General features: G+C 71.3%; 13 protein-coding genes and 1 pseudogene. 4 read left to right on the plus strand and 10 right to left on the minus strand.

Going from position 1 to position 14,248, the window contains the following annotated elements; genetic code table 11:
* Positions 1 to 231: 231 nt before the first annotated feature.
* Positions 232 to 561: a hypothetical protein gene (locus tag AC1UKG_RS09010; RefSeq protein WP_018744744.1), complete on the minus strand. Its 330-nt coding sequence runs from the start codon at positions 559 to 561 to the stop codon at positions 232 to 234.
* Positions 562 to 872: 311 nt separating this feature from the next.
* Here AC1UKG_RS09010 and AC1UKG_RS09015 point away from each other — a divergent pair, with 311 nt between their 5' ends.
* Both AC1UKG_RS09015 and AC1UKG_RS09020 read left to right on the plus strand, forming a co-directional pair.
* Positions 873 to 1,364 (plus strand): DUF3145 domain-containing protein, encoded by a 492-nt coding sequence (locus AC1UKG_RS09015; RefSeq protein WP_018732856.1) that lies wholly within the window; start codon positions 873 to 875, stop codon positions 1,362 to 1,364.
* A gap of 97 nt (positions 1,365 to 1,461) precedes the next feature.
* Positions 1,462 to 3,198: a glycoside hydrolase family 3 protein gene (locus tag AC1UKG_RS09020; RefSeq protein ID WP_018744742.1), complete on the plus strand. Its 1,737-nt coding sequence runs from the start codon at positions 1,462 to 1,464 to the stop codon at positions 3,196 to 3,198.
* A gap of 31 nt (positions 3,199 to 3,229) precedes the next feature.
* On the opposite strand, the gene AC1UKG_RS09025 is transcribed toward AC1UKG_RS09020, so the two are convergent.
* From AC1UKG_RS09025 to AC1UKG_RS09055, 7 genes and pseudogenes are all read right to left on the minus strand, one after another.
* Positions 3,230 to 3,916, minus strand: a complete 687-nt coding sequence (locus AC1UKG_RS09025) for a lipoprotein (protein ID WP_196230534.1) — start codon at positions 3,914 to 3,916, stop codon at positions 3,230 to 3,232.
* A gap of 115 nt (positions 3,917 to 4,031) precedes the next feature.
* On the minus strand, positions 4,032 to 5,456 hold the full coding sequence (locus AC1UKG_RS09030) for a carboxyl transferase domain-containing protein (RefSeq protein ID WP_026271614.1): 1,425 nt from the start codon (positions 5,454 to 5,456) through the stop codon (positions 4,032 to 4,034).
* A gap of 22 nt (positions 5,457 to 5,478) precedes the next feature.
* A complete protein-coding gene (fabF, locus tag AC1UKG_RS09035; protein WP_482642297.1) occupies positions 5,479 to 6,705 on the minus strand; it encodes a beta-ketoacyl-ACP synthase II in 1,227 nt (408 codons plus the stop codon).
* 2 nt (positions 6,706 to 6,707) lie between these two features.
* Positions 6,708 to 6,947: an acyl carrier protein gene (locus tag AC1UKG_RS09040; protein ID WP_012183711.1), complete on the minus strand. Its 240-nt coding sequence runs from the start codon at positions 6,945 to 6,947 to the stop codon at positions 6,708 to 6,710.
* Positions 6,948 to 7,019: 72 nt separating this feature from the next.
* Positions 7,020 to 7,964 carry a beta-ketoacyl-ACP synthase III gene (locus tag AC1UKG_RS09045; protein WP_482642298.1) on the minus strand — a complete coding sequence of 315 codons (945 nt, stop codon included), beginning with the start codon at positions 7,962 to 7,964 and terminating at the stop codon, positions 7,020 to 7,022.
* A gap of 40 nt (positions 7,965 to 8,004) precedes the next feature.
* Positions 8,005 to 9,174 carry an acyltransferase domain-containing protein gene (locus AC1UKG_RS09050; protein ID WP_018744737.1) on the minus strand — a complete coding sequence of 390 codons (1,170 nt, stop codon included), beginning with the start codon at positions 9,172 to 9,174 and terminating at the stop codon, positions 8,005 to 8,007.
* 105 nt (positions 9,175 to 9,279) lie between these two features.
* Positions 9,280 to 10,551: pseudogene (locus AC1UKG_RS09055) on the minus strand (PucR family transcriptional regulator); the annotation flags it as partial.
* A 220-nt stretch (positions 10,552 to 10,771) separates the two neighbouring features.
* Here AC1UKG_RS09055 and AC1UKG_RS09060 point away from each other — a divergent pair.
* Positions 10,772 to 11,095 (plus strand): hypothetical protein, encoded by a 324-nt coding sequence (locus AC1UKG_RS09060; protein ID WP_026271615.1) that lies wholly within the window; start codon positions 10,772 to 10,774, stop codon positions 11,093 to 11,095.
* Positions 11,096 to 11,170: 75 nt separating this feature from the next.
* On the opposite strand, the gene AC1UKG_RS09065 is transcribed toward AC1UKG_RS09060, so the two are convergent.
* Together AC1UKG_RS09065 and gltX are read right to left on the minus strand one after the other, a co-directional pair.
* A complete protein-coding gene (locus AC1UKG_RS09065) occupies positions 11,171 to 11,824 on the minus strand; it encodes a hypothetical protein (RefSeq protein WP_018744734.1) in 654 nt (217 codons plus the stop codon).
* 255 nt (positions 11,825 to 12,079) lie between these two features.
* Entirely contained in the window at positions 12,080 to 13,489 is a 1,410-nt protein-coding gene (gltX, locus tag AC1UKG_RS09070; protein WP_026271616.1) for a glutamate--tRNA ligase, read from the minus strand.
* 189 nt (positions 13,490 to 13,678) lie between these two features.
* Here gltX and AC1UKG_RS09075 point away from each other — a divergent pair, with 189 nt between their 5' ends.
* Positions 13,679 to 14,125 carry an SRPBCC family protein gene (locus AC1UKG_RS09075; protein WP_012014582.1) on the plus strand — a complete coding sequence of 149 codons (447 nt, stop codon included), beginning with the start codon at positions 13,679 to 13,681 and terminating at the stop codon, positions 14,123 to 14,125.
* Positions 14,126 to 14,248: the final 123 nt, after the last annotated feature.

The following is a 14,248-nucleotide window of genomic DNA, read 5'->3' on the forward strand; positions in this document are numbered from 1 at the left end:
CGGATCCGTCACCCCGGCGGTACCCGGTGGCAACACCGGCTACCTGTCATGACACCACGGGACAGCTGCCGGAGGAAGATGGCCGCTGGTCCGGGTGGCACGGGCGCTGCGCTGGCCGCGGTTGCACGGCGGCCGGGTAGCACGGCGCTTGGCTAGCACGATGCGGCCCGCCGGGAGATCCCGACGGGCCGCATCGTTCGTTGCTCCCCGAGTGGGGCAGCTGGCGGAGGGTCAGCCCTCGAAGACGCCGGCCTCAACGAGGCGCTTCTCGGTGGCGTCCCAGCCGTCACCCGGGTGGGTGGTGTTGAGGGAGTTCAGCTCCGCCCGGATCTTGGCGGAGTGACCCGCGGCGGCCAGCGTCCGCATCTCCTCGACGAAAGCGTCGGAGTCGGTGCGCAGGTGCGCGGTCTTGCCGTTGGTCAGGTTACGCACGTATGCGTTCCGGCCGCCGTTGAGTGGGATCAGGTACTTGAACTCGCCCAGCACGCTGAGGGCACCACCCTGGCCAGCCTGGCCGGCCCGGACAGACGCGCGCGCGGTCTTTGAGGTGTTGCTCGCCACGGAGGTACTCCTTGCAGACGTACGGGAGGACGCGGGTAAGACGTCCGGGGGCTGGTGCGGACCTCACCCCATGGGTGATCCCGCGGAGAAGTTCGCGGCACAGGCCGCCAATGGAACTGTACACGAGCGTAGGGCCGGGTTGGCCACCGCCTCGGGCTGGTCCAACGGGCTCACCCGACCGGCTATTCCGGGACCCGAATTTTCCGAATCCCTGGCGCACCATCCGTCACACCAGTCATGATGTGCCCCGGTAGCCACCTGGCGCGACGAGGTCGTAGGGGAAGACGTACCTCGCTCCCCGGGAGGTCACCGTGCCAACGCGTGGCGTCGTATACGTCCACTCGACCCCGCTCGCCGTGTGCTCGCACGTCGAGTGGGCGATCGCGCGCGTCCTTGCGGCGCCGGTCAACCTGCAGTGGACAGCTCAGCCCGTCGACCCCGGCGCCCGCCGGGCGGAGTGCGGGTGGACCGGTCGCCCCGGAACGGGCGCCGAGCTGGCTGCTGCCCTCCGGCAGTGGCCCATGATTCGTTTCGAGGTCACGGAGGAGCCGAGTCCCGGCACCGACGGAGAGCGCTTCATGTACGTCCCGGGCCGTGGGCTCTTCCAGGCAACCATCGGCGCGGCCGGCGATATTCAGCTGGGTGAGGACCGGCTGCGCAGCATCATGGCCGATGCCCGGGCGCCCGAGGCCCTCGCACACGCCTTGGAGAAGGCCCTCGGGGCGGCCTGGGACGCCGAGTTGGAGCCCTACCGGTACGCCGGTGACGGCGCTCCGGTGACGTTGCTCACCCGCGTCGGCTGAGGGCTGCACCCACGAAGGTGAGGGCGTCCCGTGTTTCGGTGGCGGTCATTCGGCGCGGGTAGGGTCGACTTGCCCCGACCGGCGTCGAGAGAGTGGGATGGCTCGCGTGTCGATACCTGCACGACGGGGCGGTGTCGCGGTCATCGCGCTGGCCGCACTCACTGCCCTGCTTCTTGCCGGCTGCACCGGCGGCCCGGGGCGCGCGCAGCCGACCCGGGCGACGAGTGACCCGGCGGCCGGCCCGCCGCCTACGGGCCCGGTCGAGGATCCGGCGGCCAGTGCCGCCGCCCTGGCCAACACGCTGGCGGATGAGGACCTCGTCGGCCAGGTGTTGATGCCGTACGCCTACGGTGCCGCCGCTGATCAGGTCTCGGCTGGCTCGGCCGCCGGCAACCAGGAACTGGCCGGCGTCGACACCCCCGCCCAGATGATCGCGAAGTACCGCCTCGGCGGTCTCATCCTCGTCGGCTTCAGCGCGGACGACCCGACCAGCGGCAACCAGGAGACCACCAACGTCGACAGCCCGGAACAGGTCCGGGAGCTGACGACCGGGCTGCGGTCCGCCGCCGCCAGCCTGGCCACCGGCGAGGCGCCGTTTCTGATCGGCACCGATCAGGAGTACGGGGTGGTCACCCGGATCACCGACGGGGTCACCATGCTGCCCAGCGCGTTGGCCGCGGGGGCGGCCGGCAGACCCGAGCTGACCGAGGCCGCCTGGCGGGCCGCCGGCACCGAACTCGCCGCGATGGGCGTCAACGTGGACTTCGCTCCCGTCGCCGACGTGCTGGTCACCCCCAGCACCGTGATCGGGTCCCGGTCGTACGGCGCCGATCCGTCGATGGTGGCCGAGCAGGTCAGTGCGGTGGTGAGCGGTCTGCAGGCGACCGGCGTCGCGGCAACCCTGAAACATTTTCCCGGCCACGGGCACAGCGCCACCGACTCCCACGAGGAGCTGCCGGTGCTGCCGCAGCCCCGCACCGTGCTCGAGATGGAGGCCTGGCGTCCCTTCGCGGCCGGTATCGGGTCCGGTGCCCTCGCCGTGATGTCCGGGCACCTCGACGTCCGCGCGGTCGACCCGGGCACCCCGGCGACGTTCTCGCACACCCTGCTCACCGAGGTGCTCCGCGGCGAGCTCGGCTTCCAGGGTGTGGTGATCACCGACGGGATGAACATGGCTCCGGCCAGGCGCTGGTCGCCCGGCGAGGCCGCGGTCCGTGCGTTGAACGCCGGCAACGATCTGATTCTCATGCCGCCGAACGTCGGCCAGGCGTACGACGGGCTGCTCGCCGCGCTGCGCGACGGCTCGCTGCCCCGAACCCGGCTGGTGGAGGCGGTGACCCGGGTGCTGACCATGAAGTTCACCCTGGCCGGTGCGGCCACCCCGGAACTGGATGTCGTCGGCGCGCCGGCCCACCAGGCGGCGGCCACCGAACTCGCCACCGCCGCGGTGACCGCGCTGCGCGGCCCGTGTGGCAGCCCGGTCTCCGGGCCGGTCACCGTGACCGCCTCCGCCGGCCGGGAGCACACCCGGGCGACGCTGATCGAGGAGCTGACCGCGGCCGGGGTGCCGGTGGCCGACACCGGCGGTGCCGTGGTCCATCTGGTCGGCTACGGCGACAGCGCCGACGATCTGAGCGCCGACGCCGCCGTGACCGTCGCCATGGACACCCCGTACCTGCTGGCCGAGGCGGACTCCCCGGCGTTGCTGGCGACCTACTCGTCGAGCCCGGCGTCGATGACCGGGCTGGCGCGGGTGCTGGCCGGCGAGGCCGCCCCCGCCGGCCGCACACCGGTGCCGGTATCCGGCCTGCCGGCCACGACCTGCGGCAGCTGAGTTACCTGGCCGACGCCAGCCGGTCGACGCGTCAGCCCGTCGTTCGTAGCCCTTGTACCGCCAACCGGTACGCCGGCAGCACATCGGATGCCTCGGTGATGAGACCCTCGTTGACCGTGAACAGCAGGGACTGCCCATCCGCCGGTATGGCCGCCGCCCAACTCCGGCTGACCTCGTCGAGCAGGTCGTTGTGGCTGACCCAGGTCGCCTCCACGCCGGTGAGGTCACCGACGGTCAGGTCGCGGAACTGCGCCTCGGTGGCCTGCTCGAGTGACGTGTCGGCGAGGTAGGCGTCCAGGGCCGCCCGAGGCGGGACACCCTGCTCGGTGCTCCAGACCCGGAGGAAGCCGCCGCCTGCATCGCGGCCGTCCACCTCGCACCGGGCGGTGGCGCCACCGCGGAGCAGCATTATCGCCGCCATCTCGGCGGCCAGCTCCGGATCAGCAGCGGTCGCCGGGTCCAACTCGACGGTCTCGGCCTGCCAGCCCGCGGCGACCGGGAAGGTGACCGGCAGCGGGCACGGCCCGTCCGCGCCACCGGCGGCACCGTCGGCGCTGGCCGGGGGAGTTTCGTCGTACCAGGGCTCGCCGACGGCCGTGTTCTCGACCGACGAGCCGGCGTCGGCCGGCTCCTCCTTCTCCGCGCCGCAGCCGGCCGGAACCAGGAGGGCGAGAACGGCCAGTGTGGCCGGTAGACGATGACGCCGCACAGTACACATCCCGAGGATCGAATTACACCGACGCTGCGCAGCGTACCGGCGACCCACCGGGATGGAGAATGCGGCAGCCCCCGGACACCGCGGTCGGCGGTGCCCGGGGGCCGTCGGATCTCCGCTAGAGCGGGATGTTGCCGTGCGCGCCACGGCCGGCCGGTGCCGCCGCGAGCGCCTCAGCGATCTGTCGGCGGGTCTCGGCCGGCTTGATGACGTTGTCGACCACACCGATCTCCAACGCCCGGTTCACTCCACCCGCGACCCGGATCTGCTCCTCGATCAGCTCGGCGCGCAGCGCCTCGCGCTCCTCCGATGGCGCTGCCGCCAGCTTCTTGCGGTGCAGGATGTTCACCGCCGCGCTGGCACCCATCACCGCGACCTCCGCGTTCGGCCAGGCGAAGACCGCGGTCGCGCCGAGGGAACGGGAGTTCATCGCGATGTACGCGCCGCCGTACGCCTTGCGGGTCACCAGCGTGACCCGCGGCACGACCGCCTCGGCGAAGGCGTGCAGCAGCTTCGCCCCGCGCCGGACCACCCCGTCCCACTCCTGGCCCAGCCCGGGCAGGTAGCCGGGGACGTCAACGAGCACGATCAGCGGTACGCCGAGCGAGTCGCACATCCGCACGAAGCGGGCCGCCTTCTCGGCGCTGGAGGCGTCGAGGCAACCGCCGAGCCGCAGTGGGTTGTTGGCGATGACGCCGACCGTCCGACCGGCGAAGCGCCCCAGGGTGGTGACGATGTTCGGGGCCCACTTGGCGTGCAGTTCGACACCGGGCGCGTCGAGCAGCGCCTTGACCACCGGCTTGACGTCGTACGCCCGGTTGGTCTCGGCCGGCATCTTCGCGGCCAGGTCGTGCCCGTCCTCGGCGGTGGCGGGCACGTCGTCTGGGCAGAGTCGGCCCTGGTGGCCGAGGAGGGCTGTGAGCCGGCGCGACTGGGCCAGCGCCTCCTCGTCGTCCCGGCACGTCACGTGTACGACGCCGGAGCGTCGGCCGTGCGGTTCGGGGCCACCGAGGCGGGCCATGTCGACCTGCTCGCCGGTGACGCTGCGGACGACCTCCGGGCCGGTCACGAAGATCCGGCCGGCACCGCTCATCACCACGATGTCGGTGAGCGCCGGCCCGTAGGCGGCACCCCCCGCGGCGGGACCGAGCACGACGGAGATCTGTGGTACCCGGCCGGAGGCGCGGACCATGGCGGCGAAGACCTGACCGACCGCGTCGAGCGCGACCACGCCCTCGGCGAGTCGGGCTCCGCCGGAGTGCCAGAGCCCGAGGACGGGCACCCGTTCGCGGACGGCGGTGTCAATCGCGTCCACGATGTGTCGGCAGCCGTCGATGCCCATCGCGCCGCCCATCTTCGTGGCGTCGGTGGCGTACGCGATGGCCGGTGTGCCCTCGATCTCGCCACGGGCACAGAGCACACCGGAGGTGTCGCGTGGGGCGAGTAGGCGGAGCGTGCCCGCATCGAACAGGGACCGGAGCCGCAGCTCCGGATCCCGATAGTCCACGGTAGACGTTTCGGGGCCGGCAACAGTGGTGGTCACGTGAGCCTCCAAGGCTGTGGTCTCAGGCCCGCGTGAAGACGAGAGCCACGTTGTGCCCGCCGAAGCCGAAGGAGTTGTTCAGCGCAGCGGGGATCTCCAGGTGGCGCGCCTTGTTAGCGGCCACATCCAGGTCGAGACCGTCATCCGGGTCGTCCAGGTTGATTGTGGGTGGCACCACACCATCCCGAATCGCCAGGATTGTGGCGATCGACTCTAGGGCGCCGGCCGCGCCGAGCAGGTGCCCGGACATCGACTTCGTCGACGTCAGGACGGGGTGGTCGCCCAGCGCCTGGCGCAGTGCCTTGATCTCGGCCAGGTCGCCGACCGGGGTTGACGTGGCATGGGCATTGACGTGCATGATGTCGTTCCGGTCGATGTCCGCGTCGGCGATCGCCTTCGCGATGGCCCGGACCGCGCCGGCACCCTCCGGGTGCGGCTGAACGATGTCGTAGCCGTCGGAGGTTATTCCGGCCCCGGCGAGCCGTGCGTACACCCGGGCACCGCGGGCCGCGGCGTGGTCGGCGCGTTCCAGCACGATCGTCCCGGCACCCTCGCCGAGCACGAAGCCGTCGCGGGCCTTGTCCCAGGGGCGAGAGGCCTTCTCCGGTTCGTCGTTGCGGGTGGACATCGCCCGCATCGAGGAGAAGCCAGCGATCGGCAGCTGGTGGATGACCGCCTCGGTGCCGCCGGCCATCACCACATCGGCGCGCCCGGCACGGATCATGTCCATGCCGAGGGTGATCGCCTCTGCGCCGGTGGCGCAGGCGCTTGCCACGCTGTGCACGCCCGCGCGGGCGCCCAACTCCAGGCCGACCCAGGCGGCGGGGCCATTCGGCATCAGCATCGGAATGGTGTGCGGGGAGACCCGCCGTGGGCCGGAGGCCTCCAGGATGTCGTCCTGGGAGAGCAGGGTCAGTGCGCCGCCGATGCCCGAGCCGACGCTGACGCCGAGCCGCTCCGGATCCAGCCCGGAGTCGGCGAGACCGGCATCCGCCCAAGCCTGGTTCGCGGCGATGATCGCGATCGCCTCGGAGCGGTCCAGCCGGCGCAACTTGACCCGGTCCAGCAGCTCAGCCGGTTCGACCGCGAGCTGGGCCGCGATCCGGACCGGTAGCTGTTCGGCCCAGTCCGGGGTGAGTGCGCTCACCCCGGACTGGCCATTGAGCATGGCGTCCCAGGTCGACGCGACGTCCCCGCCCAGCGGGGTGGTCGCGCCGAGACCGGTGACGACGACGTCAGTGTGGGCCATGGTCAGGACTGCGCCTCGATGTAGCTGACGGCGTCCCCGACGGTCTTCAGGTTCTGCACCTCGTTGTCCGGGATCTTCACGCCGAACTTCTCCTCGGCGGCCACCACGACCTCCACCATCGACAGCGAGTCGACATCCAGGTCGTCGGTGAAGGACTTTCCCTCGGCCACGTCGTCCGGGGTCACCCCGGCAACCTCTTCGAGGATCTCGGCGAGGCCGGTGGTGATCTCGTCACGGGTCATTGCTGTTGGTTCCTCTCATCGGGGTTACTTCGCCGCGGTGGCGAAGGGTGGCGTGGCGAGGCACGCCGGGTCTCAGGGGCAGCGGATGACCTGACCGGCATAGGTCAGGCCACCGCCGAAGCCGAACAGCAGCACTGGCGCGCCAGAGGGGATCTCACGCCGCTCCACCAGCTTCGACAGGGCCAGGGGAATGCTCGCGGCCGAGGTGTTACCGGATTCGACCAGGTCCTTGGCGACGATCGCCTGCGGGATGCCGAGTCGCTTGACGATGCCGTCGATGATGCGGGTGTTGGCCTGGTGCGGCACGAACGCCGCGAGCTCCGACGGGGCGACCCCGGCCCGCTCGCACGCCTGGAGTGCCAGCGGCGCCAGCGCGGTGGTGGCCCAGCGGAAGACGGCCTGTCCCTCCTGCCGCACGTACGGGCGCCATCCCTCGATCCGGACCGCGTCGCCGCGCTCTGGCACCGAGCCCCACAGCACCGGACCGATGCCGGCCGGCTCATCCGCCCCGGTGGCGGTGACCACTGCGGCCCCCGCCCCGTCACCAAAGATGATGCAGGTCGAACGGTCCGTCCAGTCGGTGAAGTCGGAGAGCTTCTCCGCGCCGATGACGATGGCGTTCCGCGCTGCGCCGGCCCGAACAGCGTGGTCGACCGTGCCGAGGGCGTACGCGAAGCCGGAGCAGGCGGTGTTGAGGTCGAACGCGCCGGGCGCGGTGATGCCGAGCCGGGCCGCGACCCGGGAGGCGACGTTCGGGCTGCGATCGACCGCGGTGCAGGTGGCCACCACGACGAGGTCGATGTCGGCGGCGGTCAGGCCGGAGCCGGCCAGCGCCTTGCCAGCGGCGGCGGCGGCCATGTCGGTGACCGTCTCACCGTCGGCGATCCGGCGGCTGGCGATGCCGACCCGGTCGCGGATCCACTCGTCGCTGGTCTCCACCAGCTGGGCGATCTCGTCGTTGGTCACCACCCGGGATGGCTGGTAGTGGCCGAGCGCGACGATCCGGCTGCCCGTCATCAAGGCTGTCCTTCCCTATGCGGCCATGGGTACCGCGATGTCATGTGTGGCCGCCGATCCGGGCCAGCGGCTGGCCCGGGGCTACCGGGTCGTCGTGGTGGGCGAGCCACTCGGTGAGCAGGCCGCTGTCGTGGGCGGTGACCTCGACCGAGCCCTGCCGGGTGGCGACGTGGCCAATGACCTGACCGGCGCGCAGGTCAACGCCCTCGGCCAGCTCATCAGCGGGGACGAAGGTGCCGGCGACGGGGGAGACCACGACCCGGAACTGGATGGTCGGCTCGTGGCCGCCGAGGCCGCTGTGCCGGGCGATCAGGTCTCGGGCGGCGGGCAGGTCGTCCGGGGTGTTGAGGGTGACGATCTCCGGGGCGGCCTCGCCCTTCAGCTCCCGCTTGACCAGCCCGGCGAGGGTCCCGGCCGGGGGCAGCTCAATCACCCCGGTCACGCCGAGGTCGGCGAGGGTGCGCAGGCACAGGTCCCAACGGACCGGGGCGGTGACCTGGCGGATCAGCCGCTGCACCATCTCCCGGCCGTGGTTCACGGCGGCACCGTCGAGGTTTGACAGCAGGATGTGAGTCGGATCGGTGGGGGTGACGCCGGCAGCCACGGTGGCCAGGGCGGCCTCGGCCGGCGCCATGTACGGCGTGTGGAAGGCGCCGGCCACCTGTAGCTGGCGGACGCGGGCGCGGGCGGGGGGCTCAGCGGCGAGCTTCTCCAGCCCGCCAAGGGAGCCGGCGGCAACGACCTGGCCGGTGCCGTTGCGGTTGGCCGGGTGCAGCCCGTGCTTCTCGATGGTGGCGAGCACCTCGTCGGGGTCGCCGCCGAGCAGTGCAGCCATCCCGGTCGGTTCCAGCGCGCAGGCAGCTGCCATCTCGCGCCCCCGGACGGCGGCCAGAGTGACGGCGGCCTCCGGCGTGAGTACTCCGGCCAGCGAGGTCGCGCCCAGCTCGCCGACGCTGTGGCCGGCGGTGAGCGTGACATCGTGCATCGGCAGGTGCTCGGCGGCGAGCAGCGCCGCCGCGACGAGCAGCGGCTGGGTGCGGGCGGTGTCCTTGATCTCGTCAGCGTCCGCGGCCGTGCCGAGATGCACCAGGTCGACCCCGGCCAGCGCCGACCACCAGCGCAACCGCGCCTCGGTGCCGGGCAGGTCGAGCCAGGGGGTCAGGAAGCCGGGTTTCTGTGAACCCTGGCCGGGGGAGAGTACGGCGAGCACGGATACGACTCTCCCGGATTCGCGCGGGTAGCGCTCTGCCGCCTTGCACCAAACCGCACTAGAACCTTTGGAGGATTCCTACAAAGGTCCATCAGCCCGGTCAGGTTATTGCCCTGTTCTGGGAGTATTCAGGTTTGTTGTCCGATTCGCTGTCAGGGTGGCTACCGGGTCGAGCCGGCCGACGGTGAGCGCCACCTGGAGCGCGTACGCGTCCCGGGCCGCGAGGGGAGAGAGCCCGGTCACCTCCGCCACCCGGCGCAGCCGGTACCGCACCGTGTTCGGGTGCACGAAGAGCGCCCGGGCTGCGCTCTCCAGCGTGCCGCTGGCGGTGAAGAAGGCATCCAGGGTCTCGAGCAGCTCCCCGCCGGCGCGGGCCAGCGGGGCGTAGACGTCGTGCCGCAGCCGGCGGCGGGCCTCGGCATCTCCGGCCAGCGCCCGCTCCGGTAGGAGGTCGGCGGCGGGCACCGGTCGGGGCGCGGCCGGCCAGGCAGGGGCGGCCCGGAATCCGGCGAGAGCGGCCCGGGCGGAGTCGGTGGCCTCGTCCAGGCTCGGCACGGCCGGGCCCACCACGACCGGGCCGGTACCGAAGGCGTCGAGTAGCTTGCCGGTGGCGGCCACCGGATCGGCCACCCCGCCGAGCACGATGACCAGGCGGTCGCCGTGCACGCCGCCGATCACCTCGGCGCCGATTCGCCGGGCCAACCGGTAGACGGTGTGCAACACGGCGGAGACCTCCCCGCCGGGGGAACGGCCTACCGCCACCGCCACCGGGGGCGCGTCCGCCCAGCCCAGCGCCGCCGCCCGGCTGGCCAACACGTCGGGCGAGTCGCCACGTAGCAGCGCATCAACCAGTAGGGCCTGGAGCCGGGCATCCCAGGAACCCCGCGACTCGGCGGCCCGCGCGTACACCCGGGCGGCGGCAAACGCGATCTCCCGGGAGTAGCGCAGCACCACATCCCGTAACTGCTGCTCCTCGCCGGGAGCGGCGAGGGTCGGGACCCGTTCCTCCACCACGTCGATGGTCACCTTGATCAGGGCTACCGTCTGCTGGAGGCTGATGGAACGGGCCAGGGCCTGCGGTGCGGTCGCGAAGACCTCGTCGGAGACCTCCTGGTTGCTGTCCGCGGTGCCGCCGCCCGCGCGCAGCCACTGCACCAGGGAGCGGGCACCAGCCTGCGCCACCAACATGACCCAGGAGCGCTGGTCGGCCGGGAGCTCGCGGAACCAGGGCAGGGTCTCGTCCATCCGCGCCACGCTGGCGGTGGCGAGCGCTCCCGCCGCCCGCTCGATCCGGCGCAGCGTGGCCGCCAGCTCGGTTCCCGGCTCGTTCACCGCCCTAGCCTGACACGTCGTCACCTGTGGTGTTGTGCCGGGTGAGCGGGCTGCGGCGGCCGTGGTCGGCCTTCCCCCGTGGCTCTGGTGTCGGCCGCGCCCCGCCTCGATGACCCACCTGGTCGGTTCGCCCGAGCTCGGTGATTCGCGTCGATTCCAAATGTGACCTGGTACGTGCGTCGCACCGCCCGTCGGTCCCGGCCAGTACGGTGACAGGGCACGCCGGGCAGCGCCGGTGGGCGACGGCGAGGGTGAGGAGACCTGAATGGCGCACGGGGAGGCCGAGCGCGGCTGTGCCCAGGACGGGCACTGTCGGCCGGGCCACCACGAGTTGCCGGCAACCAAGAACCACCGGTGGCTTGGCGGCGGTGCGCCGGGCGAGACACCGAGCGGCCCCCTACCGGAGCGCGTTGACGACGATTCCGCGGTGCCGCGCCAACGGGCCGCCGAGTCGCTCGGCTCGCCGCCGGGCCCGGTTCAGGGCTGTCTCAGTGGCCTGCCGGGCTGGGCGGGGGCGCACCGGCACGGTCCGGTTCGACCCCGATCGCGAGCTGGGCGACCGGGTCGACCGCCCAGCCGCTGGTGCTGACCCAGCGGCGGGAAGCGGTCGTTGACTGGAATGGCCGTGCCCACGGGCGCGGCACCGGCGTCATCCCCGGAGGCGTCAGCGGGTCCGACGCCGGATCAGCAGTGCGATCCCGGCCAGCCCGAGGGTGATCGTCAGCACGACGGCTACGTTGACCAGGAGCAGCCGGGGAAATCCGCTGAAGGCCTCGTCGATGTTTCCAGCGGGGTCAAGCGAATCTTCCGGGATCATCCGTTCGCTGCCGCCGGCCCCACCGCCGACCGTGTCCACCTGCCGTTCCAACGGCACGCCAGCTGTCCGCAGCGTCTCCGACATGGTGAGCCGGCCGAAGAACCAGCCGGCGGTGGTCTGCTGAGAATCCGGCTGCTTGGCCGGTCGGTAGATGCGGGGCCCGCCGGTGGCCTTCGGGTACAGGTCGAAGGTCTGCGTGGGCTTGTCGCCGGAGAGCACGACGATGGTGTACTTCGGACCGAGGTCGGCCTTCTTGGGTTCGCTGCTCTGGCCAGCGCCACCGAGGAAGTTGACCTGGTCGATGACGGCCGCCAGTTTGTTCGGCTGGGTATCGGCGCGTAGGTGTAGTGGCTCGGCGATTCCGGCACCGGTGATATCGACGCCAGCGGGCGGTGGCGTCGACGTCGTCGCTGATGCGGGTGTGGTCAGGCCGAGTGAGAGCACTCCCGCCGTGATACCACTGGCCATGATCACGACCAACCGCCGTATCCTACGGACCATCGCTGCCTCCTCGCCCCCGTTCGATGGATGGCATCGCTGCGGCTTCGTGCGCGCGAATCGCCGTGGACCCCCGGATGCTGGGCCGGGCGCCCCCACCTCAATAGACTCCGTCACGCGACAGCTGGCCACACCTCCTGGTGAAGAAATTTCAGCTATCTGTGATCTTCCACCGAGGAGTCACCAATCGCGGTCGGTCGACCCGCGCATTTTACCTACCGCGCCGGACAATCGGACGGCAGGGTAGGTACCTTTCCCTCAGGGAAGGCGGAGCCGGGCAGCCCGTAGGCGGGTCAGGGTGCGTTCGCGGCCCAGGACCTCAAGCGACTCGAAAAGGGGGAGACCGACCCGGCGGCCGGTCACCGCGACCCGGACGGGTGCCTGGGCCTTGCCCAGCTTCAGGCCGTGCTCTGCGCCGACCGCCTCCAGTGTCGACTTGGTCGAGTCCGCGTCCCACGAAGGCACTGCGGTGAAGGCGGCGATCGCCGCGTCGAGTAGGTCGCCCGCGCCCTCCTTCATCGCCTTTGCCCACGCTCCCTCGTCGATCAGTGGCGAGTCGAGGAAGAGGAAGTCCACGTTGGGCACGATCTCGCTGAGCACCGCGATCCGGGTTTGCGCCAGCGGTGCCACCGCGGCGAACATCTCGGCGTCGAACTCGTCCGGCTGCCACGGCGGAGGCGCGATGGTCGCGGTGCCGGTCAACCATGGCTGGCATGCCGCGACGAAGTCGGCGACCGGCAGCGCTCGGATGTACTCGCCGTTGAACGCGCGTAGCTTCTTCTCATCAAAGAAGGCCGAGGAGGGATTCACCTCCTCCAGCCGGAACTCCTCCTCAATCACCGGCCAGGGCACGATCTCCCGGTCGCCGGCCGGCGACCAGCCGAGCAGCATCAGGTAGTTGCACATCGCGTCGGCCAGATAGCCCTCGTCGCGGTACGCCTCCAGGGCGACCTTGTCGCGGCGCTTGGACAGCTTCTGCCGCTTCTCGTTGACGACGACCGGGACGTGCGCCCACACCGGCGGCTTCACGCCGAGCGCCTCCCAGAGCAGTTGTTGCTTCGGCGTGTTGGGTAGGTGCTCTTCGGCCCGGATAACGTGGGTGATCCCCATCGTCATGTCGTCCACCACGTTGGCGAGCAGGAAGACCGGCGAACCGTCGCTCCGGGCGATCACGAAGTCCTCGATCAGCCCGTTGTCGAAGGTGGGCTCACCACGGATCAGGTCAACCACCACGGTCGTGCCTTCGTCCGGCGTCCGGAAGCGGAGGGCGCGGCCGGCGCCCGGCTCCAGATTCCGATCCCGGCAGAAGCCGTCGTAGCCGGTGTGTGCTGAGCCGGTGCGGGCCTGTACGGCCTCCCGGGTGCAGTCGCAGTAGTACGCGCGTCCGGCCTCGTGTAGCCGGTGGGCGGCGGCGCGATGCTCGGTCGCGTACGAGGACTGGAAGTAGGGACCTTCGTAGCTGCCGCGCGCGATGCCGATCCAATCCAGCGCCGCCAGAATGCCCTCGGTCCACTCGGGCTTGTTGCGGGCCGCGTCCGTGTCCTCGACCCGGAGTACGAACGCCCCGCCCTGCTGCTTGGCGAAGATCCAGCACTGTAGGGCTGAGCGGGCGCCGCCGACGTGGAACATTCCGGTCGGGGAGGGGGCGAAGCGTACACGTACCGTCACGCCCCCAAGCCTACGGCCGGCCGTACCGGCGTCCGGAAGGGCCCCTCGCCATCAGTGGTGGCCATACCCGTATCGCACGGATGGAGGCAAGGGTTTTCGGCGTGTCTTGGACCCAGCTGTCCGTTTAAGTCCGAAATAACGCATAGAGTGCCGATATCGTGGGTTGTTCGCACTGGAGGAAGACGGAAAATGATCCTCGTGGAACGCAGCTCGCACGTAACCGCGCCGATCGAAGCGGTCTGGGGTGTCGTGCAGCGGGCTGAACAGCTACCGGCCTGGCTGGCCGGGGTCCGGGCGGCGGAAGTGCTCTCCGGGGAGGGCTTCGGCCGGCGGCAGCGGGTCCAGGCGGGGCGGGGCGCGGCCCATGAGGCCGAGGTGATCGCCTACCAGGAGCCGACCCTGATCGGCTGGCGGGAACGGGCCAAGGGCGCCGGTGCCCGAGCGGAGGCGCGCACCGAGATCTACGTCCAGCTCACCGCTGACGAGGCGGAGGGCGGGACGGTCGTGCGGCTGATCGTCGTACGCTGGCCGGCTGGTCCGGTCAAGGCCGCCCTGCTCCGGCTCGGTCTGCGTCGGGTCGGCGCCGACCTGGAGGACTCGCTCGCCCGGCTGACCGACCTGGCCGCCGTCGGCTGACCGGCTCGTCCTGGCGTCAACCCGTCCGGCGGTGGCCTGAGGTCCTAGCCAGGGATCCGGGCCACCGCCACTGTGTAGCAGCTCTCCACTCCCGGGGCGCGGTGTCGTCGGATCCGCACGAGG

Source organism: Salinispora sp. CH2A1_6 (assembly GCF_056820975.1).

What these genes read in the sequence shown, in the direction of transcription:
- AC1UKG_RS09040 (WP_012183711.1), bottom strand. Translation starts at nt 6,947, where the DNA reads ATGACCCGTGACGAGATCACCACCGGCCTCGCCGAGATCCTCGAAGAG.
- fabF (WP_482642297.1), bottom strand. Translation starts at nt 6,705, where the DNA reads ATGGCCCACACTGACGTCGTCGTCACCGGTCTCGGCGCGACCACCCCG.
- AC1UKG_RS09060 (WP_026271615.1), top strand. Translation starts at nt 10,772, where the DNA reads ATGGCGCACGGGGAGGCCGAGCGCGGCTGTGCCCAGGACGGGCACTGT.
- AC1UKG_RS09020 (WP_018744742.1), top strand. Translation starts at nt 1,462, where the DNA reads ATGGCTCGCGTGTCGATACCTGCACGACGGGGCGGTGTCGCGGTCATC.
- AC1UKG_RS09045 (WP_482642298.1), bottom strand. Translation starts at nt 7,964, where the DNA reads ATGACGGGCAGCCGGATCGTCGCGCTCGGCCACTACCAGCCATCCCGG.
- AC1UKG_RS09075 (WP_012014582.1), top strand. Translation starts at nt 13,679, where the DNA reads ATGATCCTCGTGGAACGCAGCTCGCACGTAACCGCGCCGATCGAAGCG.
- AC1UKG_RS09065 (WP_018744734.1), bottom strand. Translation starts at nt 11,824, where the DNA reads ATGGTCCGTAGGATACGGCGGTTGGTCGTGATCATGGCCAGTGGTATC.
- AC1UKG_RS09025 (WP_196230534.1), bottom strand. Translation starts at nt 3,916, where the DNA reads ATGTGTACTGTGCGGCGTCATCGTCTACCGGCCACACTGGCCGTTCTC.